This is a genomic window from Tenacibaculum sp. SM2510, assembly GCF_057002845.1.
On sequence record NZ_CP192703.1, the window covers coordinates 2,711,410 to 2,738,167 of the forward strand.

Consider the following 26,758-nt stretch of genomic DNA (forward strand, 5'->3'; position numbering starts at 1 on the left):
TGATTACAAGCATAAAAATTACTTTGTAAAATTGCAATAACAAAATCATGACAAAAAGAAAACTACGTATAAACGGACATTCACATTTATTACCTTACCCAGAGCAGATTCCTGCTTTTATGAGGGAGAAAGAAATTTTTTGGGTAGATGATGAGCGCAAACACATGTTACAAAAAGGTTGGAAACGACCGGTAACAGATTCTAGTTTTTTCTTAGATGAGAAATTACGATGGATGGAAAAAAACAAGCTAGATCATGCAGTAGTTTTAAATTTGTCTCAACTGTATGGAAATGGTTTGCGTTTAGAGGAAATGAAAAAGGCCTTGCGTTTTCAGAATGATTTTAATGCAAAAGTACAGCACGATCATCCGGGTAAATTTACTTGTGGTTTTGTGGTACACCCTGGTTTTATTCAAGGAGCTTTGTGGGAAATGGAGCGTTGTGTTGAAGAGTTGGGATTAAAAGTATTGTGTTTGCCAACGCATTTTATGGATTCTATTGGGCAATGGCGTTGTGTTTTCGATAAAGAAAATGATGCTATTTTCGAATTGGCAAATAAATATAAATTGGCCATTGAAATTCATCCGTATGACGGAGATAAAATGATAAAATTAGAAAATACCAACTGGCGCTTTCATTTAATTTGGATGCTAGCTCAATGTGGTGATGCATATCATTTTTATACATTAAACGGCATGCAAGAACGTTTTCCTAATATCAGAACATGTTTTGCACATGGTGGTCAGTTGGCGCAAATGAATTTAGGACGTCGTATTCAGGGATTTGACGGTAGACCTGATTTATTTGAAGGAAAAACGCATCCTAGAAAAGCAGTTGGGCATCCAAACATCTTTTTTGATACTTTGGTTCATGATACCGATTCGTTAAAATTAATGATCGAGCGCCAAGGATCTAATCAAGTAATAATGGGATTAGATGATCCGTATCCGTTAGGTGAAATGGAAAACGATGCACAATCTTCGTATCCAGGTAAATTATTAGATTTAGCGATAGAACGAAACTTAATTAACGAGAAACAATATGACGAAATTTGGGAAGATAATACGTTACGTTGGTTGTTTGGTGATGATGAAAAAGCGAAACAAGATTTGATTTCGAAAATTTTGAAGTAAGATGTCTGAAGTTACCCAGTTTCATAATATCTCACATATTTTTATCTCCTTTATAGGAGCTATTTTGCTGTTGGCAATTTATTATAATATTAGAAATAGATTTAAACAAGTATTAGAGGAAGGAAACACAATAAAGCGTGTAGATAAAGGCTTATTGTATTTAAGCTTTGGAATGTTGGTTTGGGTAGTTTCTGGTATTTGGGCGTACGTAGCGGGTTATTTTAGTTTTTCAGAAACAAGCAGCTATCAAATAGGAGTAAATATTTTATCTACCGTTAATAATTTATTTTGGTTATTGGCTTTATATTATGTGTACGATGCCCCAAAATTTATTTATCAGAATGAAAAGAATGTAAAAATTATAGGCGTTATAATCGTAGTGGTAGCTTCACTAACAATGTTATTGTCCTTTTTTGTTGGTAATGAGGTTTATTACGGAGTAAAAATTGCGGCAATTCCTGATGTTTTACTCACTACTTTTTTATGTTATTTAATGGGAGTTTCTTTTTTTAGAACTTTTATGCATCGAGATTTAAAGTTGGTGGCACTTATTTCAGTGGTTGTAATTTCATTATTGTTTTTATCACAATTATATGATGTGTTTGTTGGTTTAGATAACGATTTTGTAAACCTTATGATTCGTATTATCGCCAAAACCTCTTTGGTTTCTGTATTTTTAGTATTGGCAACAAGTTGGGTAATTCAATTAGCTCATACACCAAAGCCTAATGAGATTCGAATTAAATTTTTAGATTGGTCTTTAATTCAATTAAGTGTACCGTCTAAAGGTATTTATGAAGAAAAAATCGATTTTGGTTCGAAAACAACACAATATAAAAACTTATTAAATTTTGCCTATCGCAGAAAGTTTGCTGAACCTACAAGCCAATCGATTGTGGTAAATTCAGGAGGAGAAATTAAGAGTCAAACCTATTTAACGAGAATCGTTGATAATATAAATTCGATACTTCAGTTAGAAGAAAATGATCGATTAGAGCGCAAAGATTTAATTACATTTATAGGAGAAAGTAAATATCGTTTGCGAGTTTTACCAGAACATATTTTTATTGACGAAGCTTTGTTAGGGGAATATAAAGAATAACTATAAGGTGTTTAATTGCCCTAGTAACTGAATAAGTGCGCTTTTTGTTTTAGCATATTCATAGTTGTTTTTTACTTCTTTTAAATTACTTTCAATTAATTTTATTTCTCGGTAATTAATTAGAAAAAGCGAACTTTCTCCTAAAGAAAATTTTCTTTCTTCGCTTTTAACAATTTTCTTATAACCGTTAACTAAGTCTTCTAATATATTCTTTTGCTTTTCGTACGAAACTATTTGTTGCCTTGTAGCGTTGATTTTATTTTGTAAACTTGTTTTTGTAGATGATATTTCAAAATTTAAATCTTGTAATTTAAGTTTGGCTAACTTTAATTCTCCTCGAGATTTTCTTAAAAATAAAGGAACACTAACTTGTAGTGAGTTTTTGTAGTTAGACACATTAAAAGCATCTATATTATCCACTTTAGAGCTTAGTAAATTGTATTGAAAATCAATTTTAGGAAGCAAGTTATTTACTTTTAATTGTTTGTTAATTTCTAGGTTTCTTCTCTTTAATTCTAATAATTTTACCTTAGGATGATCGTTTAAATTATTAAGAACAATAGCATTTGCTGTCGATTTTAAAAGTACATCCATCTTGCTAAAAGTTGTAACATCAGGTATCATCTCATCTTTTAACTCCATCGGAATATTAGTATCAATCCATAAATAATTAGAAAACTCTAATTTCGATTTTATGTATTTGATATTGGCTTTTTCTAAATCTAATTTTCTGCTTTTTAAATTAATACTAGCTTCTAAAGTATCTACAGCAGCTTTATCACCAGCTTTAAAACTGGTAATTACGTTTTTTAGTCGAACCTGTGCATTGGTATAATAATCCTTATAAATGATATGTTGTTGGTAATACAAAGTCCAATTTAAATAGGAATCAATAGCGTTAAATAAAATGGTATTTATAAGTAGTTGTTGTTCTAATTCACCTTGTTTGGAGTACAGTTTAGCTTGCTTTAAGGTAGCCATTCTTTTATTAATAAATAAGTTTCTGGCTAACGGAATAGCGACTCCCACATTGTATAAACCATTTTTAGGGGTTTTAGATTGTGGATTTAAAAATTGACCTGAATTGTTTTCATAACTAGCTTTTAATTCAATTCCATACCAGGTTGGTATTTTAAAGGTTGAGGTTAATTTTTTGTAGTAATCCGTATCCTTAAACTCTTTTCTGTCATAGTCAATGGCTATTTTAGGGTCAAAAGCACCACGTGCTTTCATTAATTTAGCTTCGTTTGTATTTGTAATAAGTTTAGCCTGTTTTAAAACAGGGTGGTGTTTTTTTACATAGCCCAAACTCTCCTCTAAAGAAAGTATGTTGATTGGTTTATTTTGAGAAAAAGAAATAAAACTTATGAATAGATATAGAAAGGGTAATTTTTTCATTATTTCTTTTTGTTTGAACTGTTTTTAGTGTCTTCTGGTTGATAAAAATTAGGAGGAAAGCTGTTAATTTGCCTCCATAATTCATACCAAATCGGTACATTTTCTAATAAAGCTATTGTTTTTGCACCCGAACCAATTCTAATCGCTTCTGGCCAAGGTTCTAGTTCGTTATTTGGAGCTATTAAAACTCGATATTTACCATTATTACTAATAAAATTTTCGATAGCAATTATTTTTGCTTCATAAGTTCCGGTAGACATGTTAGGCCAACCACTAAAAACTAATGCAGGCCAACCATCGAACTGAACACGAACTTTTTCATTAACATGTATCAGTGGTAAGTCAATCGGTTTTATATACATTTCTACAGCCAAGTCGTATACGGCAGGCATAATATTTACCAATTGCTCGCCTTCTTTAAAGGTTTCTCCTATACCAGATTTTATAGCTTTGTTTATGTAGCCATCTTGTGGTGCCGTAACGTATAACAAAGAGTTTCTTTTGTTGTAATTCGCTAAACTTGTTTCTAGTTTAGAAACTTGTATAGCTGTTTCATATGCCCCAGACTCAGCTGAATACAAGCTGCTTTCAGCTTTTGAAATCTTATCTATATAAGAAGCTCCTATACTAGAAATAGTAAGGTTTGCATTAATAACATTATTTTTAGAGGTTAAAAATTTATTTTTTTGAGAAATAACCTTAGCAGAAAATTCTTGAAGCTTAGCTTTCTTTTCTTCTACATCTTTTACAGCTTTTAAACCTTCTTGTTGTAGTGTATATGTTCTATCGTATTGTATTTTAGCAATACCTTGTTTTATTATAATAGTCTCTAAATCAATACTATCGCTTTTAACCTTTAAATAAGCTTGTTGCAGTTTGTTTTTGGCTTGCAATAACTTTAATTTTCGTTCATTTTTTAAAGCTAAAGCTTGCCTTTTTAAAGCTTCAATTTTATTAATATAAGACTTACCTGAAAGGTTTTTTGAGTTTAATTGATTACCTGTTCTTTCAGCTAGTTTGATGTCGAAATAATCACTTTTTATTTCAGATATTCTTAAAATAGTATCGCCTTTTTTCACAAAATCACCTTCCTGAATAAACCATTCTTCTATACGGCCTGGTATTTGAGACTGTAAGGTTTGTGGTCTTTGGTTAGGTTTTAAAGTCGTTACGTTACCAGAACTAGTTACGTTTTGTGTCCAAGGTAAAAACATGGTAACAACTAGTATAAGTAAAAATAAAAGAAGAAATTTTCGAAATAATTTATGATGTTCTTTTCTAAATACTTTTTTACCTGATTTAAAATTAGATAAATCTATTTGATTAGAAACCGAATTGTTAGAGATGTTTAGCATTGTATCTTATTTAATTATTAACAATAACACCTTTTTTAAGGGTAATTAGCTTGTTGCATTTTTCTTTCCAATTATCATTACTGCTAACAATAATTAAGCTCCATGTTTGTGATGGTCTTGTTATGAAATCGATAATGTTTTTGGCTTCTTTTTTTTCTAATTGATCTAAAGGATCTTCTAATATTAAAAGTTGAGGTTTTTTAATAATAGCTCTTGCTAAAATTATTTTTTTAGAAATAGTGTATCCAATAAGTTTTCCTTCGGGTTTTAAATAAGTGTCTAAGCCATTAGGTTGATGTTTTAAAAAATCAGTTAAACCAACGATATTAAATATCGAGTAAATTTCATCATCAGTAATTGAAGTATCACCGAAAGTTACATTTTCTCTAATGGTTCCTTTAAAAGGTGTTTCTTCAGATAGCGATAAACCTAAGTTAGACCTGTAGTCATTAATTTGGATACTATCTAATGATAAATCATTCACAAATATATTTCCTGACGTAGGTTTTATAAGTCCGCAAATTAATTGTAATAAACTTGATTTTCCAGAGCCACTTTCACCTTGAATTAATATTCGATCTCTTGGATTAACATTAAATGAGATATCATTTAAAATAGCGAAATCTTTTTTATCAACATTATATGAAAGATTCTGAATTTCAACTTTAAAAGGTGTTGTTTTACTAATCTTACTTCCTTCTAGATTTTCAATTGGTTTATCTATTACCTGGCCTAATTTTTCAATAGAAGTAAGAACATCGTAAAAAGACTCTAAACCAAGAATTAGTTTTTCAACTGATGCAATTACTAATAGTATAATTATTTCTGCAGCAACAAACTGACCAATATTCATTTGTTGATTTAATACTAAAAACCCTCCCATAAGTAATAAGCCAGCTGTAATAATAACTTTAAAACTAATCATTTGAACATATTGAATGATTAATATTTTAAAATGACTTTCTCTTGAGTTTAAATAGTCATTAACCAATACATCACTTCTTTCTAAGGCATGTTTTGTTTTTCCTGATAACTTAAAACTAATAATAGTTCTTGCTATTTCTTGTAACCAATGTGCTACTTTATACTTGTCTTTAGATTCATTTAAACTTGTCTCTAAACCTATTTTTGCGGTATATTTAAATACAATATAGATTAATAACAATAATAGAAAACCAAATAATATAAAAAAAGCATGATAAAATGATAGCAAAAGTAGGGCGAAAATAATCTGTAAAAATGCTGAAGGAACATCAATCAATATCTTTGAAATTCCTTTTTGAATTGTAAGTGTATCAAAAAAACGATTGGCCAATTCAGGCGGGTAATAATTTCTTAACTCACTCATTTTAATTTTAGGAAATCGATAACTAAGTTCTATAGATGCTCTGGTGAAAATACGTTGCTGTATGGTTTCTATAATCCTAATTTGCATTAGTTTTAAAACGCCACTGAAAGCAACTCCTATTGTAACCAATATTACCAAAACAATCCATGAAGCAGAAACCTGAGCACCTTGTAATAAATTTATAATGGCTTGTATTCCTAATGGAAGAGATAAAGCAACGATACCTTCAAAAACAGCATAGTATGATATTTGTAAAACATCTTTTCTCTCTAGTTTTAAAAGGCCTAAAAAACGTTGCCAAGGAGTTAATGGGGTATTATCTGTCATTCGAAAGAGTATTTAATGTTAAATTAAGAAAAAAAGAAGTAGGGGAAATAGTATCATTACAATTTGTTAGTGACTTAAAATGTTGTTTAATAAATTGCTGATGTAAAGCGCCTTCAATAACAGTACTAGCCAATGTTAAAGGATGTTCATAAGAGTTTTTATAATTGATAATTATATTAGCTAAACGTTTAACTACTTCTTTGTAAAGTTTAAAAAAACCTTCTTTGTTTTCTGTATCTACTTCTTTTGTAGAATATGATTTAGAATTTTCGTTAATCACAATTAAATTTAACAAGACCTCATTAATATGCGAATAATTACTGTCTTGTTCAGTTGTCTTCGTTACTATTTCGATAGCCTTAGTTAATTTTTTTTTAGGATCATTTATGCTATATGTTTCTATTACTAATTGATATTGCACCCAACCCCAATACCATGAAGTTAAATAAACTAAAAGTTTATGTTTACTCTCAAAATACCTATATATAGAGCTTTCATTAGAACCAATTAATTTCCCCAACTTTTTAAAAGTAAAGTTCTCAAAACCAATCTCTTCTATTAACTTAATACTGTTCTCTACAATTCTTTTTCCTAAATCAGATGTTTCAGGGTCTTTGATATAAATTCCACAAGGAATTTCAATTTTAATATTAGCTAATAAACTTTTCATAAAATAATAATTACACTTGCAAATATAATAGTAATACTATTACAAAAGAAAGTATAGGTATTGTTTTATTTTGAAATTGATATTATTACCAATAACAAAAACTTACAAACACTTATTTTTTAGTACAATTAACTACAAAGCTTTTTAAATAGTTTGTGTAAAAATACATTTGTAAAAACATATTTATTTTATGAAAACTCACACATCTACATCCGGTTTTATAGGACATCCTAAGGGATTGTTATATTTATTTTTTGCTGAACTATGGGAACGATTTTCGTTTTACGGAATGAGAGCGCTACTTGTTTTGTACATGACAAAACATTTATTGTATTCCGATGAAATGTCATTCGGAGTATACGCGGCATACATGTCACTCGTATACGTAACACCAATGATCGGAGGTATTCTAGCTGATAAAATATTAGGCTTCCGAAAAGCTATTTTATTAGGGGGAGTATTAATGGCGTTGGGCCATTTCTTATTAACCTTCGAACAACCTGTTTTTTTCTATGGATCATTGGCTTTAATTATTGTAGGAAACGGATTCTTTAAGCCAAACATTTCTTCGTTTGTAGGTAATTTATATGAACAAGGAGATATGCGTAGAGATGCAGGATTCACGATTTTTTATATGGGGATAAATATTGGTGGCGCAATTGCTCCGTTAGCTTGTGCATGGTTTGCCGAAACTTATGGTTGGCATTATGGTTTTGTATTGGCAGGAATTGGTATGTTGTTAGGGTTGCTTGTGTTTCAAAGAGGTCTTAAAAACAATACTTTTGAAGATAAAGGTTTGGTTACGAATAAGGAGTTGTATAATGAACCGATCTTCGGAATAAAAAAGGGAAATGTAATTATTATAGCAGCGTTTTTGTCGGTGCCAATTTTTGCTTTAATTATACGATTTCATCAGTTTGAACATTATTTAGTTTGGGTAGTTTCAGTATTTTTAATAATATACATTGCTTATATTTTAAAAAAAGTAAGTAAAACAGAAAAGCATCGCTTATTGGTTGCTGTGTATTTTACAGTTTTATATACGTTATTCGCTGCCATTTTTGAGCAAGCAGGTAGTTCGTTAACGCTTTTTGCAGATAGAAATGTAAATTTAGTGGGTATGAGTGCAGCAGGAACCAATAGTATTAACTCGGGTTTTATAATTTTGTTAGCAATTCCGTTTTCTATTTTATGGACATTTTTGAGTAAAATAAATAAGAATCCTAATTCAGTAATTAAATTCGGCCTTGGATTATTATTTCTTGGACTTGGTTTTGTTATTTTTGGTATGTCGGCAAATCAAGTAGATGAGTTTGCTAAAACACCAATGCTTTATTTGGTTGTTGGCTATTTAGTGTTAACGATCGGTGAGTTATTTTTGTCACCAATAGGTTTGTCTAAAATGACAGAATTATCGCCAATTAAATATGTTTCTTTTATTATGGGGGTTTGGTTTTCGGCGAATTTTTATGGTCACTTCTTTGCAGGGAAAATAGCAAAGTTAACAACTGTTTCAGAAGGAGATTTAGGAGTGTTTTCTACTGGTATGTTTGGTGAAATTACTCAATTTGTTACTGGTTTATCAAATAGTGTAGTTTTAGAAAAAGGTGTTATTTATCAACAATTATACTCGTATGTTTCAGTGTATGCTAGTTTCGGAGTAATGGCATCTTTTGTAGGGGTTTTAGTCATCGTTTTTTCTTCGTCGATAAAAAGAAGAATGCATACTATTCATTAAATCTAAATATTAAACACTTTAACATGGGAAATATTAAATATTTTAACAAGATAGTTTTACTTTTTTTGGGAATATCATTGATTAGTTCTTGTTTTGAAGAGAAAAGAGATATACAATTAAATAGTAACGATAGAACACTAAATATAGAAGCTTTTACTTTATCACTACAAAAACACTTAAAGGCTGTTACAGATAAAGATTTACAAACATTAAAAGAAACTTTACCTCCTAAAGGAAATACCGAGCTAATTCAGCCAAATATGGAGGTTATTTATTCTGCAGAAGGTTTTTTGAAATTTCATGAAGCTTTTTTAAGATTGTTAATACTACTTTGGAATTTAAGATAACCAGTATAAATGTTGGTAATAATATTGGTGTTGCGACTACTGAAGTAATGTATAAAGAACTTGAACGAAACGGAAAACCTTATTTTAATAGATTAATAGTTACTTATGTTTTAGAGAAACTTAACGGTAAATGGTATGTGATTAAAGACCACGCAAGCTCGGTTGAAAAAACGAAAAATTAAAATTTAACTTAAATATATTGATTAAACAGTTTTTAATTTTCAGATTATACTAATATGAACACTAATACTATAAGGTAATCTATTCGAAAAATAATATTAGATATTAAAGGAACTCATATTGTTGATTTTTCTGTAAATTTATTAGGGTTGTAAAAAAGTCAAGTATAAAATACACCTATAGAGAGTTTTTAGAAAGAACACTTAATAGAGCCAAAAAGGATTGTCAGTTTTTTTGAAGAACTTTTTACGAAGTATTCGTTGTTAAATAAGATTCAACAGATTTCTCCTTTTATTTATAAAACAGAAAATTTCAAGAATATTTATAGTTTGAAAAAAACGAAACTCCGTTTGTATACAGAACCAAATGAAGGTTGGTGAAAAGAAGTTTGTAAAACCTCTTGTATGTGTTCACAATTTATTAGAATGGATATTAGCGTAAAAAAGAAAGCCTTAGATTTTATCTAAGGCTTTCTTTTTATAGGTATAAAAATTATTTTTTATTTAAAAGTAGATGTAATGTTAATAGCAACATCGTCCCAAGTTTTAGAAACACCATCAGCTCCTTTATGTAAATCTTTACAAGCTTCGTTTAAAGAGCTTAAGGCTTTATCAGCATTCCAATCCGTAATTTTAAGATTACCATTTAAGGTAAAAACATTACCATCAATACTGTATTTAAAAGCAAGTTTTTTAGTCACACCGTTCATTGTTAAATCAGAATAACCAATAGAATCATTTTCTAAAACTAATTTTCCCGAAAGTAATTCTGTTTTATCCATAATTCCAAAGAAGAACTTTTTTATTTTAAAGTCTCTACTAGAATCTTTAGTAAAAATACTACTTACTGGAATAGAAAATTCAGCGTTGTTAATTGCTTCTTTAGCCGTAGTCCCATCACCGTTAGAGGTTATTGTTACTTTTTTAAAAGAACCGCTTACAGGTATTTTCTCACTTGTTTTGTAGGCTGTAAAGTTTATTTGATTATCTGCATTTTGCAAAGAGAAAGCCGCATTGCTTTCTAGTTTAATTTCTTCTTTTTTTGATGTTTCTTTTTTTGCTTCTGATTTACAAGAAGTAAAGTTTGCTAAAGTAGCAAGTACGAATAAAGAATAAATGATTTTTTTCATGATAATTATTTTATAATTGAATTAACTAAGTTGATGTATTCTTGTTTAGCTTCATCTTCTGTCATGCCTTGTAATTGAATCCATGCATTAAATTTAAATGCGTTTCTTAGATCATGATTACTATTAAAAGTAAATTTATCTCCCTTTACAGCTTGTTTATAATATGCGTAGAATTTAAGCATAACATCTGGAGGTAACTTTTCTTTATAATTAGAAGCTTTTTTGTAAGCTTTATTGAATTCTATATCTAAATCACTTATCATAAACAATAATAAAGTAAGGGGAATTATATTATATAATGTATATACAAATATACGAAAGGAGCAAGGAAAAACAAGCTATCAAGCCTGTCTAACAATCCACCATGCCCAGGCATAATTGTACCACTATCTTTAATCTTTGCTTGTCTTTTAAATTTAGATTCAACTAAATCACCCAAAGATCCAAATACAGCAACAATAACAGCAATGATTATCCAATTAAAAATTGGAAAAGAATTAGAGTATTTACCAATTAAAAACCCTGCAATAACAGCAAATAGTAATCCGCCAATAAAACCTTCGATTGTTTTTTTAGGAGATACAGATTCAAATAATTTATGTTTACCAAAGTTTTTACCAACAATAAAAGCAAAACTGTCGTTTGTCCAAATCATTAAAATAATATAGATAATTATATTTGGATGATAATTATTTTCAATAAAAGGAAGTTTTATTAAGAAGTAAAAAGGTACTATCAAGTAAATTATTTGTAAAAATATTTTTTGAGCTAAGTTATCAGACCTTATCGGTTTTGTACTTATTAATAAATAGAGTAATATAAGTAAGCCTGAGAAAGAAAATCCTATCAAATAATTTGTGAAAATAGCAGGAATTTCAATCGTAGATAAATACATAAATCCTATTAAAAAAACATAGGGTATAACATTTTTAGACTTTAGTATTCTCGAAAATTCAAAAACACATAATGTTGAGAATACAGCCATTAATGCTATGTATGATTCTTTAGAAAAGAGGATAGCTGAAATAAAAATTATAGCATAAACAAGTCCAGAGATACTTCTTGTTATAAGGTTGCGCATAGTTTATAAGTCTTCAAAGAGCACCAAATATAAGTTTTTTGAATTACTATTACCGTAACTTAAAAAACTATCATCTTCAGCATCGATGTTGTAGTTAGTAGTTGAGCTTATGTTGGTAGGTATATTACCACTAAAATGTGTTTTTATACCTGTTAAACCTTCTCCCATATCCTTTACTAATTGACTAGTGGTAGCGTATACGATAAAATGTTCTGAATGAGAATTTAATTTGTTACTTGCTAGTTGGTTGGAAGAGAATAAAATGTTTCCGTTATTAGCAATTAAATGTTCGCACGAGGTAAAAAAGGGGATGGATTTAGAGGGGGTCTTTTGAATGTTGATATCTAATTTTTTAGCAATTTTTAGTAAGTCAAAATCAGAGCAAGTAATTTGGTTCCAATTGTTTTCTTGTAAAATATGTTTTAAATTATTAGATACTTCATCAATAGAGGTACAGTATAAAAATTTACCACCTTTATTTATGAAATTATGAACAAAAGAATCATCTAAAGATAAGTTAACTTCCTGCTCGTTAATTAACTTTTCTTCAGATGATTTTTTATATGATTTGTATAATTTTTTTAAAAAATTCATTAAAATAAAAAACTATTCTTCAATTATTGGATTAGTTTTATTTTCTTTTTTATCAAAAGGTCTTTCTCCAAATATTTTTACTAAATCATCCTTAAACATAACTTCTTTTTCAAGTAATAAGTCAGCAAGCAACTTAAGTTTGTCTTTATGTTCACTTAAAAGATCAATAGCTCTTTGGTACTGAAATTCAATCATTTTAGAAATCTCTTCATCAATAATTTTAGCAGTATCATCACTATATGGTTTTACGAAAGAATCGTTTCCTGATGAATCGTAATAGGTAATGTTACCTACCTTTTCGTTTAATCCATAAACAGTAACCATAGCGCGTGCTTGTTTAGTAACTTTTTCTAAATCACTTAAAGCACCAGTAGAAATTTTATTAAATATTAACTTTTCAGCAGCTCTACCACCCATTGTGGCACACATTTCGTCAAGCATTTGTTCTGTTTGAATAATTTTTCTTTCTTCTGGAAGATACCAAGCAGCTCCTAATGATTGACCACGAGGAACAATGGTTACCTTTACTAACGGAGCAGCATGCTCTAGCATCCAACTAACGGTAGCGTGACCAGCTTCGTGAAAAGCAATAACTTTCTTTTCTTTTGGCGTAATCACTTTATTCTTCTTTTCTAAACCACCAACTATTCTGTCAACAGCATCTAAGAAATCTTGGTGTTCAATAGCTTCCTTGTTGTTTCTTGCAGCTATTAAAGCAGCTTCGTTACATAAGTTAGCAATATCTGCTCCAGAAAACCCTGGGGTTTGTTGCGCTAACAATTCTAAATCAGCATTTTCGGCCAATTTTAAGGGTTTAATATGTACTTCAAAAATTTCTCTACGTTCATGTAAATCTGGTAAATCAACATAAATTTGACGGTCAAAACGACCCGCACGCATTAAAGCTTTGTCTAATACATCAGCACGGTTTGTAGCAGCTAATACAATAACATTTGTATCAGTACCAAAACCATCCATTTCTGTTAAAAGTTGATTTAACGTGTTTTCTCGTTCATCATTACCACCAGTCATACTGTTTTTACCTCTTGCACGACCAATAGCATCAATCTCATCAATAAAAATAATAGAAGGAGATTTCTGTTGTGCTTGTTTAAATAAATCTCTAACACGAGATGCACCAACACCAACAAACATCTCAACGAAATCAGACCCTGATAAAGAGAAAAAAGGAACTCCTGCTTCACCAGCAACAGCTTTAGCTAATAATGTTTTACCTGTTCCTGGAGGTCCTACTAATAAGGCTCCTTTAGGTATTTTACCTCCTAGTTTTGTGTATTTTTCAGGTGTTTTTAAAAAGTCTACAATTTCTTGAATCTCCTCTTTAGCTCCTTCTAAACCAGCAACATTTTTAAAGGTAGTTTTTACCTTAGTGTTTTCATCAAATAATTTAGCTTTTGATTTACCAATGTTAAATATTTGACCACCGCCACCAGCTCCAGATCCGCCACCAGACATTCTTTTCATAAAGAAAAGCCAGATACCGATTAATAAAATAAAAGGAAGAAAGTCGAACAATGTTTTCATCAAACTTGTAGGCTCTACATTAGTTCTGTCAAAATCAAGATTATTTTCTGCTTTCTCTTTTTTAATTTCATTTTCGAAATTTTGTAAATCTCCAAAATTGTAACTGTACAAAGGAGATCCTTTTCTGTAAAAAGGAGAGTCTGTTATTTTCTTGTGCTGTTCTTTTTTCTCAGCTTCGCTTTTTAAGAATATCTGAGCAACATTATTATTTTCAATAACGATTTTTTGAATATCGTTTTCTTGTAAAATTTTATGAAACTCGTTCTTAGAAATGCTTCTAGAACCCAAGTCGTTTGAGTTAAAGAAACTCAATCCTAACAGGACAACTAATATCGGAATGTATATCCAAAATGAATTAAAACTAAATTTTGGAGGATTTTTTTTCTTATCACTCATAAAAATATGTGTAAATTATTAGCAATTAAGCTGGGTTAATTTCAGTGATTTTAGCATCACCCCAAAGACTTTCAATATCGTAATAATCACGCACTTGTTTTTGAAAAATATGAACAACAACATTTACATAATCCATTAAAACCCATTCAGAGTTTCCTTGTCCTTCAATGTGCCAAGGTTTATCTTTAAGTTCTTTGCTCACCATTTTTTGTACAGAACCAGAAATGGCGTTTACTTGAGTGTTTGAATTTCCTGAGCAGATTATAAAATAATCACATACAGTATTTTCTATTTCTCTTAAATCTAGTAATTGGATGTTCTCTCCTTTTACCTCATCAATACCTTTTATAATCACAGCAATTAATTCGTCTGTGCTTGCTTGTTTTTTAGTCATCAAAAAAAATTAAGTTTTTAGCAAAGTTATTATTTTTTTGTGAGTAATTTGCTTAATATTAATACTTGTTTTACTCACGAAAATTATATGAAAATAATCAAACTTGATGCCATTGATTCAACGAATTCTTTTTTAAAGAATATGGCAACAAAAGTAAGTGTTGATAATTTTACTGTTGTTGTTGCTAAAAATCAAACTTCAGGTCGGGGGCAAATGAATGCAAACTGGATTGTTGATGCAGGTAAGAGTCTGACTTTTAGTGTTTTTTGTAAGTTTTCTAATCTTACTATTGCTAATTTTAAGTATTTAAATTATTGTGTTTCTTTAAGTGTTTATGAGGCGGTTAAATATTTGAAACTACCCCGATTAGCTATTAAATGGCCCAACGACATTATGTCAGAAAACAAAAAAGTAGCGGGTATTTTAATTGAAAACATCCTAAGTTTAACTAAAATTAGTTCGTCTGTTATTGGAATAGGTATTAATGTTAATCAAAATAGTTTTTCAAATGATTTACCAAATGCATCTTCAATCAAAATTATTACTGGTAAAGATACAGATTTAGATTTGTTATTTAATAAAGTTTTGTACTGTTTGAAGCAAAAAATTGAGTTGCTGCATAAAAAAGAATATGGTGTTTTAGAGGAGGAATATTTAAATGTGTTATATAAAAAAAATGTTCCAAGTATGTTTAAAACATCTAAAAACATTTTATTTATGGGTAAAATTGTTGGGGTTTCCAATATTGGCAATCTCCAAATCGAATTAGAAAACGAAACAGTTCAAGAATTTGGTATTAAAGAGGTTTCGTTTGCTTAACTTATATTTTAGCAATATTCTCAGTTAAAGTTTCAATAAACTTAGTTAAAGGTTTTTTAACCATCATTGCCATCATAGCGTTAAATTCACCTTCGAACTTTAAAGTAACTTCACTTTCGTTTTCAGAAATTTCATTAATGTCTGCTGATAAAGTAAAAGGTAATTTACTGCTAGCAGCACCTAATGTAATATTAGAGTACTCAGTTTTTTCTTTCATTACTAATCGTATTTCTGGCATTCCTTTTAAACCAAAAATAAAACTATCACCATCTACTTCAAATTTTTGAGTATTCTCTGGCATTAATTGCTCGAAGTTCTCTAATTTGATTAAGAAATCAAACACTTCTTTTGGCGATTTCTTTACAATTACTTTGTTTCCTTCAATATTCATTATTTCTTATTTTCGTTTTGTTTCCACTTACTAGGTTCTAATCTCCAGTCTTCTAATGTTCTTAATTCTTCGCTGGTAATATATTTACTATCTAAGGCTTGCTCAAGTAAATATTCGTAGTTACTCAATGTGGTAAGTTCTACTTGTTCGTTTTTAAAGTTTTCGGTAGCAATGTCAAATCCGTATGAAAAAATAGCAATCATACCTTTAACTGTTGCATTTGCTTCTTTTAAAGCTTTTACGGCATTTAAACTACTTTTTCCAGTGCTAATTAAATCTTCAATAACAACTATGTTTTGACCGCTTTCTAGATGTCCTTCTATTTGGTTTTTACGACCATGTTTTTTAGGTTCTGGTCGTACATATATAAAAGGGACTCCTAATTCTTGAGCAACTAACATACCAATGGCAATTGCACCAGTAGCAACACCTGCAATTACATCAGGTTTGCCGTGTTTTTCTTCAACTAATTTAGCAATTTTTTCTTTTAAGAAATTTCTAACAGATGGGTAAGAAAGTGTTACTCTGTTGTCGCAGTAAATTGGTGATTTCCAGCCAGAAGCCCATGTGAAAGGCTCTTGAGGGTTTAATTTAATAGCTTTTATTTGCAGAAGAAGTTCGGCCGTTTTTTTTCCTGTATCTTTGTTGAAATCCATAGCGCAAATGTATAAAGTTTTTGTGAATGACAAACCAATAATCTTTACAACTTCATTAAAAAATGAAGATGGTTATGTTGTTTATATTTACAAAAATACAATTATAGACGAACTTATATATAAGTTGAAACTAGGCAAGGTAAAAGGAGTTTATCTTTTTACCAGTAATTTAGAAGAAGATTGGGAACTTTTTAAAATGGGGTTTAAGGTTCTTGTTGCCGCAGGCGGACTTGTTTTGAACGAAAAAAAAGAAATTTTATTTATTTACAGAGGTAGTAAATGGGATTTGCCAAAGGGAAGACAAGAAAAAGGAGAAAAAGTAGAAGAAACAGCAATAAGAGAGGTTGAAGAAGAATGCGGTATTATTAATCTTAAAATTGATAAAAAACTAATTAAAACATATCACTTTTTTATCCAGAAAGGAAAACATCGATTAAAAGAAACACATTGGTACTTAATGTCTTCATCTTATAAAGGCATACTAACTCCGCAGTTAGAAGAGGGTATAACCAAAGTAATGTTTAAAGATAGTAGAGCAACTAAAGTTGCTTTGCAGAATACTTTTTACAACATCGTTATGGTCTTTGAATATTACGCGAAATCAATAAAAAATGACACTCTGTCAGAATAGGTAAATAACTTCAATATTTTTACTGCCAAAACAAAAGCAAAAACTAATTGGCATACAGTTTGACTATTACTACTCGTAAAATTGAATTAAAAATTTAAGATAAATAGTTATTAGTTATGAGTAAAATTATAGGAATTGATTTAGGAACCACAAATTCATGTGTTTCTGTAATGGAAGGGAATGAACCAGTTGTTATTCCTAACGCAGAAGGAAAAAGAACTACACCATCTATCGTAGCATTCGTAGAAGGAGGAGAGCGTAAAGTTGGTGATCCAGCAAAACGTCAAGCAGTTACTAACCCAACAAAAACAGTTTATTCTATTAAACGTTTTATGGGTAATAAATTTTCTGACTCTTCAAAAGAAGCAGGAAGAGTACCTTATAAAGTAGTAAAAGGAGATAATGATACACCACGTGTAGATATTGATGGTCGTTTATATACGCCACAGGAAATTTCTGCAATGGTATTACAGAAAATGAAGAAAACAGCTGAAGACTATTTAGGAACAGATGTTACTGAAGCTGTAATTACTGTGCCAGCATATTTTAACGATGCACAACGTCAGGCTACAAAAGAAGCTGGTGAAATTGCAGGTTTAAAAGTTAGAAGAATTATTAATGAACCAACTGCAGCTGCTTTAGCTTATGGTTTAGATAAATCTCATGACGATAAAAAAATAGTTGTTTTTGATTTTGGTGGTGGAACGCATGATGTATCTATCTTAGAATTAGGAGACGGAGTATTTGAGGTATTAGCTACTGATGGAGATACACATTTAGGTGGAGATGATGTTGACGAAAGAATCATTAACTGGTTAGCAGAAGAATTTATGGCTGAAGAAGCTATGGATTTACGTAAAGACCCAATGTCTTTACAACGTTTAAAAGAAGCTGCTGAAAAAGCGAAGATTGAATTATCTAGCACAACTTCATCAGAAATAAACTTACCATATATTACAGCTACTGCTTCAGGACCAAAGCACTTAGTTAGAACATTAACAAGAGCTAAATTTGAAGCTTTAATTGATGATTTAATTAAAAGAACTATTGAGCCTTGTGCAACTGCTTTAAAAAATGCTGATTTAACAATCGATGAAATCGATGAAATCGTATTAGTAGGTGGATCAACTCGTATTCCTGCAATTCAGGAAGCTGTTGAAAATTTCTTTAAAAAATCACCAAGTAAAGGAGTGAATCCTGATGAAGTAGTTTCTTTAGGAGCTGCAATTCAAGGAGGAGTTTTATCTGGAGATGTAAAAGACGTATTATTATTAGATGTTACGCCTTTATCTTTAGGAATTGAAACAATGGGTAACGTATTCACAAAGTTAATCGATGCGAATACTACTATTCCAACAAAAAAATCTCAAGTATTTTCTACTGCTGTAGATAATCAGCCATCTGTAGATATTCACGTGTTACAAGGTGAAAGAGCAATGGCGGCAGATAATAATACAATTGGTCGTTTCCAATTAACAGATATTCCACCAGCACAAAGAGGAGTTCCTCAAATTGAAGTAACTTTTGATATTGATGCAAACGGAATTATTAAAGTATCTGCATCTGATAAAGCTACAGGGAAAACTCAAGATATTAAGATTGAGGCTTCTTCAGGATTATCAGAAGAAGAAATTGAAAAAATGAAAGCTGATGCAGAAGCAAATGCTGATGCAGATGCAAAAGCAAAAGAAACTGCTGAGAAAATCAATGAAGCAGATTCTATGATTTTTCAAACAGAAAAGCAATTAAAAGAATTTGGTGAGAAATTATCTGACGATAAGAAAGCGCCAATTGAAGCTGCTTTAGTTGAATTAGTTGCTGCTCACGAATCTGCAGATACTGCTAGGATTGATAGTGCTTTAACTACTATTAATGATGCATGGAAAGCTGCTTCTGAAGAGATGTATGCTGATAAAGGTGCAGGAGCTCAACAAGCGCAACCAGAAGCAAATACTGCTCAGGAAGACAATGTTGAAGATGTAGATTTCGAAGAAGTGAAGTAATAACATATTACTCTTATATTAAAAACCCATTGCAAGAAATTGCAATGGGTTTTTTGATTAGAATAATTTATAAAACGAGGTTTTCTTTAATTACTTTTGAAAAATGAAATTTCATAAACATAATTTTTTTAGGTATACCTACTGTGAGTTTGAATCGCGGTCTATAACTTTTTTTAAAGGTAAATCGGCACATTATCAAAGTAAATCAGGTAGTTTGTATTTCTATGCAGACGAAGGAGTTTATCGTTACTCTAATCATTGGGGACGTGTAGCTAATTGTCGATGGAAAATAAAAGAAATAGAAGAATATAAAAGTCAAAACTATTACGTAGGTTTTGCTAGTTGGACAGATTTTTACCCATTAAATGATACTGATAAAGTGTTTTACTTAGAGGTGGATTTCTCGCTAAAACAAGTTAAAATTAAACGCTTAAAAGAAGAAGGAAATAAAACTGTTTTTTTAATGACTTCAGAATTTGCTCACCAACGTTTAAAACAAATTCAAACCTTGTTTAAAGAGTATAAATGGGCTGCCTATTATGAGGACGATATAGATGATTTAAGAGAGATATTAATAAATGATTTAATATCAACAACTAAAACCATTCAGCAGTTAAAAAGAGAGCTGTAAGTTTACAGATTTGTGTATATTTTATTAATACCTAAACTAAAACCAAAACGGACTTCATTTTCGCTTCCAAGCCTATGAATGGCAACTTTACCTAAAGCAATTTTACTGAATTCGTTATTTGTAATCTCTTCGTCATTTAATAGAAGTTTGCCCTTAAATTGTTTTTTACTATTATACTCACTTCTATCTTGCTTGTTCTGATATACATTAATAGATAAAATTTCATTCTTATCTGTGTAACCACAGAATATACCAAATTGGTCCCAAATCATATAGTGATTAGTTTTAGAAAGTTCTCTTTCAGGTTTGCCTAAAATAGCAATTAAAGTATCGTAATTAGTAGGGAAAATAATAGGTTTTTCGTTTATAAGAATAGTATCAGTATCACATTTAATAATTAAATCTTTTACTTTTTTCTTTTTTAAAAATTTAAACATGGTAGCTTGTTTTTAGAGGGGAAATAGTTATGTGAACATAAAGTACAAATTTAAAGAATAAATTTCAACTTTTAAGTAAATTTGCTATTGTGAAATAAAATCATTCTAAAATGAATATACCTCAAACAAGTTTTCCTAGAGTAATAATTATTGGAGGAGGTTTTGCCGGCTTAGCTGTAGCAAGAGGATTAGAAGAGCAAGAACTTCAGGTTGTTTTAATAGATAAACATAATTACCATACATTTCAACCATTACTTTATCAAGTTGCAACTGGTGGCTTAGAGCCCGATAGTATTGCTTTTCCGTTGCGAAAACGATTTAACGATGTAGAAAACTTCTTTTTTCGTTTAACAGAAGTCTTAAATATTAATGCAGATAAAAATATAATAGAAACAACTATTGGTAATTTAGAGTATGATGAGTTGATTATAGCCACAGGATCTAAAACTAATTTTTTTGGAAATACCAATATCGAAAAATATGCGATGGAAATGAAGTCTGTTCCACAGGCATTAAATATTCGTAGTTTGGTATTAGAAAATTTTGAAGAAGCACTGCTAGAAACTAATTTAGAGAAACGAAGAGCTTTAATGAATTTCGTAATTGTTGGAGGTGGACCAACCGGAGTTGAGTTAGCCGGAGCTTTAGCCGAAATGAAAAAAGGAATTTTACCTAAAGATTACCCTGATTTAGATATCCGTCAAATGAAAATTAACTTGATTCAAAGTTCAGGCGAGTTGTTAAAGGGAATGAGTAATAAGGCTTCAGAAAAAGCGGAGGATTTCTTAATAAAATTAGGTGTTGATGTTTGGAAAGATCTTCGAGTTTTAAATTATGACGGTACTACGGTAACAACTAACAGTGATGATCATTTTAAAGCAGAAACAGTAATTTGGGCAGCTGGAGTAAAAGGGAGATCTATTAACGGTTTACAGCAAGAGTGCTTGGTAGAAAGAGCTAACCGATTTAAGGTTGATGAATACAATAAAGTTATAGGTTATGACAATGTATATGCTATTGGAGATGTTGCGTGTATGCAAACTGAAAAATATAAATTTGGGCACCCGATGATGGCGCAACCCGCTATTCAACAAGGAACCTTATTGGCTAAAAATATATTAACCAAACTTAAAGGAAAAACATTAAAACCGTTTAAATATAACGATAAAGGATCTATGGCTACCATAGGAAGAAATAAGGCGGTAGTAGATTTGCAAAGATTAAAGTTTCAGGGAGTTTTCGCATGGTTTGTATGGATGTTTGTACACTTGTTTTCTTTAATAGGTTTTAGAAACAAGGTAATTGTATTTATGAATTGGATGTATAATTATATTCGATTTGATAGAGAAACAAGGCTTATTATAAGACCTTATAAGAATAAAAATAAATACAGTTTTAAAGAGTAATAAAATGAGTATTACAAGAAATATAAAATGCCCTAACTGCGGATTGTTTAATACAAACAAAGAGTATTGTGAAAATTGTAATACCTTAATATCTCATAGAAAAAAGAGAGCTTTAAAAGAAGAAGCTTATAAGCAAGTGGAAATAGAAAAGGCAAAGCATAAAATAGCCAACCCTAATTTAGCAGAGCGTTTAAAAAAACATCCTTTCTTTTTATATAAAATTATAGGGTGGATTTTGTACTCTGCTTTTTTATTGGTGAGTGTAATTGGAGGTGCTTTGGCTTGGTTTATAACAATGGTAGCCGCGGGATAAAATGAAAAAAGCACTATATATTTACTTTTTGCTTTCAGTTTTTGTAGGAACTAGTATTTATTTTGCTCAAAAACTTAATATTATACTTCCTAAAGTCGTTCAATTTTATTTAAATGATTTTTTAATTATTCCAATAGTACTTACAATTTGTTTATTTATTTTAAGAAGGAGTAAAAGTGATGGTAATTATCAAATACCTATTTGGGTTGTTTTATATATTTGTAGTATATACGCATTGTTATATGAGTATTTTCTGCCTAAGTATAATTCGAGATACACGGCAGACATAATAGATGTTTTTTTATATTTTATAAGCGGATTAATCTTCTTCTTTCTTCAAAAATCAACTAAAATTTATGAAACCTAGATTGTTAATTTTATCGGACTTATGGGGAAGTGAAAAAATAGAATGGCTTTCATTGTATGTAAACTTGTTATCTGTAAAATATGAAGTGAAAATTTATAGTAGTTGTTTGTTAGCGGGTATCCCAAAATTAAGCATATCAGAAGAAGAAAGACATTTGTTTTTTGTTGAAGGAGGAATTGATAACGCTGTAAATGAATTGTTAAAATTAGAAAAAGAAAAAGTTACGATACTGGCTTTTAGTATTGGTGGTGCCATAGGTTGGAAAGCTATTTTAAAAGGGTTAAGGGTGGTTGAGTTAGTTGCTGTATCTTCTACAAGATTACGTTATGAGGTAGAAAAAGTGCTTTGTAAAACGAAATTGGATTATGGAGAGCTAGATGAGTTTAAACCGAGTGAAATATGGTTTAAAAAGATGAGTGGTATTCGTGTTCAGGTAATACCTGGTAAAGCGCATGATGTGTATAAGGAAATAGAAACAATAAAAAACGTTTGTTTAACATTATTGAGCTAGATGGTAAATACAGAAAAAACAACATCAAAAACAATAATAAGAATAGCCAAAGCAATTACTTATGTTGAAGATAATTTAGATAAAAGATTGATGTTAGAAGAGGTTGCGACCAAAGCTTATTTTTCTAAATTTCATTTCCATCGACTTTTTTTAACAGTAACAGGAGAAACACTAAATAGTTTTATAATAAGAAAACGTATCGAAAAAGCAGCTTCATTTTTATTGCATCAAAAAGAAGTATCAGTAGCTTTAGTTGCAGAAAAAGTAGGGTTTACAAGTTTATCTTCTTTTTCAAGAGCATTTAAAAAATTTTATGGAATAAGTCCTGCGGGTTTTAAAAAGGAAAGTAAATACAACTTTAGCAAGATTTGTAAAACAGAAAGCAAGAACAGGCAAATAATAACGTCATTTGAAAAGTATATTTGTAACATAGATAACTCTTTAAATTGGTTAAAAATGAATGCAATTACCGAAGTTAAAATTGTACCTAAATTAGAACTAGCCTATATAAGTCATCAAGGGAAAATTGATTTAATTGGAGGTGTTTACAATCGATTAATACGCTGGGCTTTACCTAAAGGATTAATGCAGCAAAAAGATTTGCGAATGATAACTATTTACCATGATAGCCCTAAAATTACTGATGAAGATAAAATACGAATGAGTGCTTGTATGACATTAAATAAGTTAGTGAAAACTGAAGGGGAAGTAAATTTAAGAACGTTGCCTAAAACCAAATGTATTGTTTCTCGTTTAGAGATTCATCCTTCAGAATTTCAAAAAGCATGGGAAAACAACTTTGTGTGGATGAGTGAACATGGTTTTAAAAAAGCTGATCATGATCCATTTGGAATTTATTACAACAATCCAGAAGAGCATCCCGAAGGAAAATGTATTGTAGATATTTGTATTCCGATTCAATAAAACCCCCTTTTACTCTTTAAAACAAACATCTAAAGCTATCGATGTTTGTTAAAGCATCTGAATCAATTTCAGAACCATTTTTTGTAAACCAAGTATGTGCATCGCCAAGGTAATTCATGCCTAAATAATTGGCACTTTCTATAAAAGGCATTGTAAATCCGTTCTTTAAATCATTTTCTCCTGAGTTGCTAATCATTGCCATGTTTTTGCCTCTCATTTGTCTCCCTAACTCTTTTTTGTGGTGTAAAAGATCAGACATTCTATCAAAAAATGTTTTTAGAGTTCCACTCATGCTATACCAATAAACAGGTGTTGCAAATATAATAGTATCGTATTTTTTAATAATAGTTTCCATTAAAGGAATAAAATCGTCATTTGCATTGCTAAAATCATATTCAAAAGACCCAATGTTTTTAGTCTTTAAATCGATAATATCAAAATCATTATTTTTATTCAAATAATTAACAATTCTATTTGTATTTCCGTTGCTTTTTGAGCTTCCTTGAATAATAACTGTTGTATTCATGTGTGTTTTTATTTAGAGGCTAAATTTCTTAATTTTAATTTAAACCCTATTTAATCTTCAATCGTAAAAATTGATAATTCTCAAGGAAAAATCAATACTAAAAGAGTATATTTTTTGTATTTTTATGCTATTAATCTACCGTTGTAAATGAATACAGATAGCTACAAGTTTTCGAATGAAGTCATATTAAGCCATATTGCTACGAAAGAAGTAGATGAAAAGGCGAAGAAGAAACTTAAAAAAGTAAGAAAAGAACTCAGTGAGTTACAAGACACCATGTATGCAGAAGGTAAGTACAGTATGCTAATTTGCTTACAGGGAATGGACACTTCTGGTAAAGATAGCTTAATTCGTGAGGTATTTAAAGATGTGAATGCACGTGGAGTTGTGGTGCATAGTTTTAAAGTGCCAACGGAACTAGAGTTGAAGCACGATTTCTTATGGCGCCATTATATTGACTTGCCTGCAAAAGGAAAAATAGGTGTTTTTAATAGAACACATTATGAAAATGTGTTGGTAACAAGAGTGCATCCTGAGTATGTTTTTGGAGAAAATATTCCTACAGTTAAAAGTTTAGAAGATTTAAATGATGCTTTTTATCATGATAGAATGGAAAGAATCAATCAGTTTGAAAAACATATTTCAGCTAACGGAACGATTATTTTAAAATTCTTTTTAAATGTATCTAAAGAAGAACAAAGAAACAGATTGCTACGTCGTTTAAATATTCCTGAGAAAAATTGGAAGTTCTCTTCTGGCGATTTAAAAGAGCGTAAGTTGTGGAGTAAATATCAGGAGTGTTATGAGGATTTATTAAACAGAACAAATACAGATTATGCACCTTGGTATGTAGTGCCTGCAGATGATAAGCCAACGGCAAGATATATTGTAGGGAAAACAATTAGTGAAGAGCTTAAAAAATACGGTTTTAAAGAACCAGCGTTAGCTCAAAAAGATTTAGATAAAATAGACGAGTTTAAAACTCAGTTAAATAACGAATAATTGCAAAAAAAATGGAATTAAACTTAACAAAACCAATTATATTTTTCGATTTAGAAACAACAGGAATCAATATAGCGAAAGATAGAGTGGTAGAGATATCAATATTAAAAGTGTTTCCGAACGGAAATAAAGAAAGTAAAACCTGGTTGGTAAATCCTGAGGTAGCAATACCAAAAGAATCATCAGAAATTCACGGAATTACAGACGAAAAAGTATCCAACGAGCCAACTTTTAAAGAATTAGCTGTGAGTATAAACGAAATGATTGCTGGTTGCGATTTGGCAGGTTTTAATTCAAACAGATTCGACATTCCGGTTTTAGCAGAAGAGTTAATGCGAGCAGGAATCGACTTTGATATGAACGATCGTAAAGCGGTAGATGTTCAAGTAATTTTTCATAAAAAAGAACAACGTACTTTAAGTGCAGGATATCAGTTTTACTGTGGTAAAGAATTAGTTGGCGCGCATGGTGCAGAAGCCGATACCAATGCTACTTACGAAATTTTATTAGCGCAGTTAGATAAATATGAAGATATTGAGAACACTGTTGATGCTTTAAGTGAATATTCAACACATGGTAAAAGAGCAGATTTTGCTGGTTTTATTTTGATGAATGATAAAGATGAAGAAATTTTCTCTTTCGGGAAATACAAAGGAAGAACAGTTGAAGATGTCTTTAAAGAAAACCCAGGATATAACTCATGGATTCAGAATGCAGATTTTCCGTTGTACACCAAAAAAGTATTACGAGAAATTAAAGAGCGAATGGCAATACCTAAAAAGAAAATGACTGACGGAGAGAAGTTAGAAGCTTTACAACAGAAATTTAATTTAAGATAATCTTTAACATAGGTTTAAACGAAGTAACCATAATAATTTTTACTTTAGAGATTATAAAAAAGAATAAAAAATGTTTACAGAATATAACAATTTACCAAAAAACTCAAGAGTTTGGGTGTATCAAGCAGATAGAGAATTTAGCATAGAAGAAGTAGAATATATTTGTGCAAAAGCAATACTTTTTATTGATAGTTGGACGCGACATGGAGATGACTTAAAAGGCTCTTTTACCATAAAATACAATCAGTTTTTAGTGTTGGGTGTAGACGAAGGCTTTAACAATGTATCAGGTTGCTCTATAGATTCTTCGGTTCACTTTGTACAAGAATTAGAAAAAGAACTGAGAATCAATTTAATGAATAAAATGAACGTTTCATTTAAAGACGGTGACAATATTAATGTTGTTAAATTGTCTGATTTTCAGCAATTAGCAAAAGATAAAAAGATAACCTCAAAAACAATTGTGTTTAACAATATGATAGATACAAAAGAGGACTTTGAAACTAGTTGGGAAGTTACTGCCGATAAAAGTTGGCACAAACGATTTTTGGTATAACAATTGATT

Annotated in this window: 30 protein-coding genes; 16 read left to right on the forward strand and 14 right to left on the reverse strand. The window is 30.3% G+C overall.

From position 1 onward, the window contains the following. The first annotated feature begins 47 nt into the window (after window positions 1–47). Window positions 48–1,133, forward strand: coding sequence for an amidohydrolase family protein (locus ACQ629_RS12320; RefSeq protein WP_483705374.1), 1,086 nt, complete (start codon window positions 48–50; stop codon window positions 1,131–1,133). A gap of 1 nt (window position 1,134) precedes the next feature. Then, on the forward strand, window positions 1,135–2,235 hold the full coding sequence (locus tag ACQ629_RS12325) for a hypothetical protein (RefSeq protein ID WP_483705376.1): 1,101 nt from the start codon (window positions 1,135–1,137) through the stop codon (window positions 2,233–2,235). Here the strand turns inward: ACQ629_RS12325 and ACQ629_RS12330 are convergent, their stop codons facing one another. From ACQ629_RS12330 to ACQ629_RS12345, 4 genes are read right to left on the reverse strand one after another with little or no spacing between them, the layout of a single operon-like run. Then, window positions 2,236–3,633: a TolC family protein gene (locus ACQ629_RS12330; RefSeq protein WP_483705378.1), complete on the reverse strand. Its 1,398-nt coding sequence runs from the start codon at window positions 3,631–3,633 to the stop codon at window positions 2,236–2,238. It abuts the gene before it with no gap. Further along, complete coding sequence (locus ACQ629_RS12335) at window positions 3,633–4,988, reverse strand: HlyD family secretion protein (protein ID WP_483705380.1); 1,356 nt, start codon at window positions 4,986–4,988, stop codon at window positions 3,633–3,635. The genes ACQ629_RS12330 and ACQ629_RS12335 overlap by 1 nt, the downstream gene beginning before the upstream one ends. A gap of 10 nt (window positions 4,989–4,998) precedes the next feature. Then, on the reverse strand, window positions 4,999–6,663 hold the full coding sequence (locus tag ACQ629_RS12340) for a peptidase domain-containing ABC transporter (RefSeq protein WP_483705382.1): 1,665 nt from the start codon (window positions 6,661–6,663) through the stop codon (window positions 4,999–5,001). After that, entirely contained in the window at window positions 6,653–7,333 is a 681-nt protein-coding gene (locus ACQ629_RS12345) for a TetR/AcrR family transcriptional regulator (RefSeq protein WP_483705384.1), read from the reverse strand. The genes ACQ629_RS12340 and ACQ629_RS12345 overlap by 11 nt, the downstream gene beginning before the upstream one ends. Window positions 7,334–7,523: 190 nt before the next feature. Between ACQ629_RS12345 and ACQ629_RS12350 the strand changes: the two genes are divergently transcribed. From ACQ629_RS12350 to ACQ629_RS12360, 3 genes are read left to right on the forward strand one after another with little or no spacing between them, the layout of a single operon-like run. Beyond that, window positions 7,524–9,071 (forward strand): peptide MFS transporter, encoded by a 1,548-nt coding sequence (locus tag ACQ629_RS12350; RefSeq protein WP_483705386.1) that lies wholly within the window; start codon window positions 7,524–7,526, stop codon window positions 9,069–9,071. Between the two features lie 23 nt (window positions 9,072–9,094). Then, window positions 9,095–9,418, forward strand: a complete 324-nt coding sequence (locus tag ACQ629_RS12355) for a hypothetical protein (RefSeq protein ID WP_483705388.1) — start codon at window positions 9,095–9,097, stop codon at window positions 9,416–9,418. Further along, window positions 9,403–9,600, forward strand: a complete 198-nt coding sequence (locus tag ACQ629_RS12360; RefSeq protein WP_483705390.1) for a Cif family virulence factor — start codon at window positions 9,403–9,405, stop codon at window positions 9,598–9,600. Before ACQ629_RS12355 ends, ACQ629_RS12360 begins: the two co-directional genes overlap by 16 nt. Window positions 9,601–10,097: 497 nt before the next feature. Here the strand turns inward: ACQ629_RS12360 and ACQ629_RS12365 are convergent, their stop codons facing one another. From ACQ629_RS12365 to rsfS, 6 genes are read right to left on the reverse strand one after another with little or no spacing between them, the layout of a single operon-like run. Continuing rightward, window positions 10,098–10,727, reverse strand: coding sequence for a YceI family protein (locus ACQ629_RS12365; protein ID WP_483705392.1), 630 nt, complete (start codon window positions 10,725–10,727; stop codon window positions 10,098–10,100). Window positions 10,728–10,732: 5 nt separating this feature from the next. Next, on the reverse strand, window positions 10,733–10,990 hold the full coding sequence (locus ACQ629_RS12370) for an acyl-CoA-binding protein (RefSeq protein ID WP_483705394.1): 258 nt from the start codon (window positions 10,988–10,990) through the stop codon (window positions 10,733–10,735). 23 nt (window positions 10,991–11,013) lie between these two features. Then, complete coding sequence (locus tag ACQ629_RS12375; protein ID WP_483705396.1) at window positions 11,014–11,808, reverse strand: phosphatidate cytidylyltransferase; 795 nt, start codon at window positions 11,806–11,808, stop codon at window positions 11,014–11,016. A gap of 3 nt (window positions 11,809–11,811) precedes the next feature. Further along, complete coding sequence (locus tag ACQ629_RS12380) at window positions 11,812–12,402, reverse strand: hypothetical protein (protein ID WP_483705398.1); 591 nt, start codon at window positions 12,400–12,402, stop codon at window positions 11,812–11,814. Between the two features lie 12 nt (window positions 12,403–12,414). After that, window positions 12,415–14,343: an ATP-dependent zinc metalloprotease FtsH gene (ftsH, locus tag ACQ629_RS12385; protein WP_483705400.1), complete on the reverse strand. Its 1,929-nt coding sequence runs from the start codon at window positions 14,341–14,343 to the stop codon at window positions 12,415–12,417. A gap of 25 nt (window positions 14,344–14,368) precedes the next feature. Beyond that, entirely contained in the window at window positions 14,369–14,737 is a 369-nt protein-coding gene (rsfS, locus tag ACQ629_RS12390; protein ID WP_483705402.1) for a ribosome silencing factor, read from the reverse strand. Between the two features lie 87 nt (window positions 14,738–14,824). On the opposite strand from rsfS, the gene ACQ629_RS12395 reads away from it, so the two are divergent. Then, a complete protein-coding gene (locus tag ACQ629_RS12395; protein ID WP_483705404.1) occupies window positions 14,825–15,556 on the forward strand; it encodes a biotin--[acetyl-CoA-carboxylase] ligase in 732 nt (243 codons plus the stop codon). 1 nt (window position 15,557) lies between these two features. Here the strand turns inward: ACQ629_RS12395 and ACQ629_RS12400 are convergent, their stop codons facing one another. Further along, window positions 15,558–15,947: an SRPBCC family protein gene (locus ACQ629_RS12400; RefSeq protein ID WP_483705406.1), complete on the reverse strand. Its 390-nt coding sequence runs from the start codon at window positions 15,945–15,947 to the stop codon at window positions 15,558–15,560. Beyond that, window positions 15,947–16,603 carry an orotate phosphoribosyltransferase gene (gene pyrE / locus ACQ629_RS12405; protein WP_483705408.1) on the reverse strand — a complete coding sequence of 219 codons (657 nt, stop codon included), beginning with the start codon at window positions 16,601–16,603 and terminating at the stop codon, window positions 15,947–15,949. Before pyrE ends, ACQ629_RS12400 begins: the two co-directional genes overlap by 1 nt. A gap of 7 nt (window positions 16,604–16,610) precedes the next feature. On the opposite strand from pyrE, the gene ACQ629_RS12410 reads away from it, so the two are divergent. From ACQ629_RS12410 to ACQ629_RS12420, 3 genes are all read left to right on the forward strand, one after another. Beyond that, window positions 16,611–17,234, forward strand: a complete 624-nt coding sequence (locus ACQ629_RS12410) for an NUDIX hydrolase (RefSeq protein ID WP_483705410.1) — start codon at window positions 16,611–16,613, stop codon at window positions 17,232–17,234. A 116-nt stretch (window positions 17,235–17,350) separates the two neighbouring features. Continuing rightward, window positions 17,351–19,237, forward strand: coding sequence for a molecular chaperone DnaK (gene dnaK / locus ACQ629_RS12415; RefSeq protein ID WP_483705412.1), 1,887 nt, complete (start codon window positions 17,351–17,353; stop codon window positions 19,235–19,237). A 103-nt stretch (window positions 19,238–19,340) separates the two neighbouring features. Next, window positions 19,341–19,868 (forward strand): hypothetical protein, encoded by a 528-nt coding sequence (locus tag ACQ629_RS12420; RefSeq protein ID WP_483705414.1) that lies wholly within the window; start codon window positions 19,341–19,343, stop codon window positions 19,866–19,868. Window positions 19,869–19,870: 2 nt separating this feature from the next. Here the strand turns inward: ACQ629_RS12420 and ACQ629_RS12425 are convergent, their stop codons facing one another. After that, window positions 19,871–20,305 (reverse strand): DUF7738 domain-containing protein, encoded by a 435-nt coding sequence (locus ACQ629_RS12425; RefSeq protein WP_483705416.1) that lies wholly within the window; start codon window positions 20,303–20,305, stop codon window positions 19,871–19,873. Between the two features lie 110 nt (window positions 20,306–20,415). Between ACQ629_RS12425 and ACQ629_RS12430 the strand changes: the two genes are divergently transcribed. The 4 genes from ACQ629_RS12430 (at window position 20,416) to ACQ629_RS12445 (ending at window position 23,826) form a co-directional block, all read left to right on the forward strand. Continuing rightward, on the forward strand, window positions 20,416–21,711 hold the full coding sequence (locus tag ACQ629_RS12430) for an NAD(P)/FAD-dependent oxidoreductase (RefSeq protein WP_483705418.1): 1,296 nt from the start codon (window positions 20,416–20,418) through the stop codon (window positions 21,709–21,711). A 4-nt stretch (window positions 21,712–21,715) separates the two neighbouring features. Then, window positions 21,716–22,024, forward strand: coding sequence for a hypothetical protein (locus ACQ629_RS12435; RefSeq protein ID WP_483705420.1), 309 nt, complete (start codon window positions 21,716–21,718; stop codon window positions 22,022–22,024). A gap of 356 nt (window positions 22,025–22,380) precedes the next feature. Then, window positions 22,381–22,902, forward strand: a complete 522-nt coding sequence (locus ACQ629_RS12440) for an alpha/beta hydrolase (protein ID WP_483705422.1) — start codon at window positions 22,381–22,383, stop codon at window positions 22,900–22,902. Further along, a complete protein-coding gene (locus ACQ629_RS12445) occupies window positions 22,903–23,826 on the forward strand; it encodes an AraC family transcriptional regulator (protein WP_483705424.1) in 924 nt (307 codons plus the stop codon). A 16-nt stretch (window positions 23,827–23,842) separates the two neighbouring features. On the opposite strand, the gene ACQ629_RS12450 is transcribed toward ACQ629_RS12445, so the two are convergent. Beyond that, a complete protein-coding gene (locus ACQ629_RS12450; RefSeq protein WP_483705426.1) occupies window positions 23,843–24,352 on the reverse strand; it encodes a flavodoxin family protein in 510 nt (169 codons plus the stop codon). 147 nt (window positions 24,353–24,499) lie between these two features. On the opposite strand from ACQ629_RS12450, the gene ACQ629_RS12455 reads away from it, so the two are divergent. The 3 genes from ACQ629_RS12455 to ACQ629_RS12465 all read left to right on the forward strand — a co-directional run bounded on the left by ACQ629_RS12455 (window position 24,500) and on the right by ACQ629_RS12465 (window position 26,749). Further along, window positions 24,500–25,354 carry a PPK2 family polyphosphate kinase gene (locus ACQ629_RS12455; RefSeq protein ID WP_483705428.1) on the forward strand — a complete coding sequence of 285 codons (855 nt, stop codon included), beginning with the start codon at window positions 24,500–24,502 and terminating at the stop codon, window positions 25,352–25,354. A gap of 11 nt (window positions 25,355–25,365) precedes the next feature. Further along, on the forward strand, window positions 25,366–26,193 hold the full coding sequence (locus tag ACQ629_RS12460; RefSeq protein WP_483705430.1) for an exonuclease domain-containing protein: 828 nt from the start codon (window positions 25,366–25,368) through the stop codon (window positions 26,191–26,193). 70 nt (window positions 26,194–26,263) lie between these two features. Further along, the gene (locus ACQ629_RS12465; protein ID WP_483705432.1) at window positions 26,264–26,749 is read left to right on the forward strand and encodes an ABC transporter ATPase; all 486 of its coding nucleotides are present in this window, start codon (window positions 26,264–26,266) and stop codon (window positions 26,747–26,749) included. Window positions 26,750–26,758: the final 9 nt, after the last annotated feature.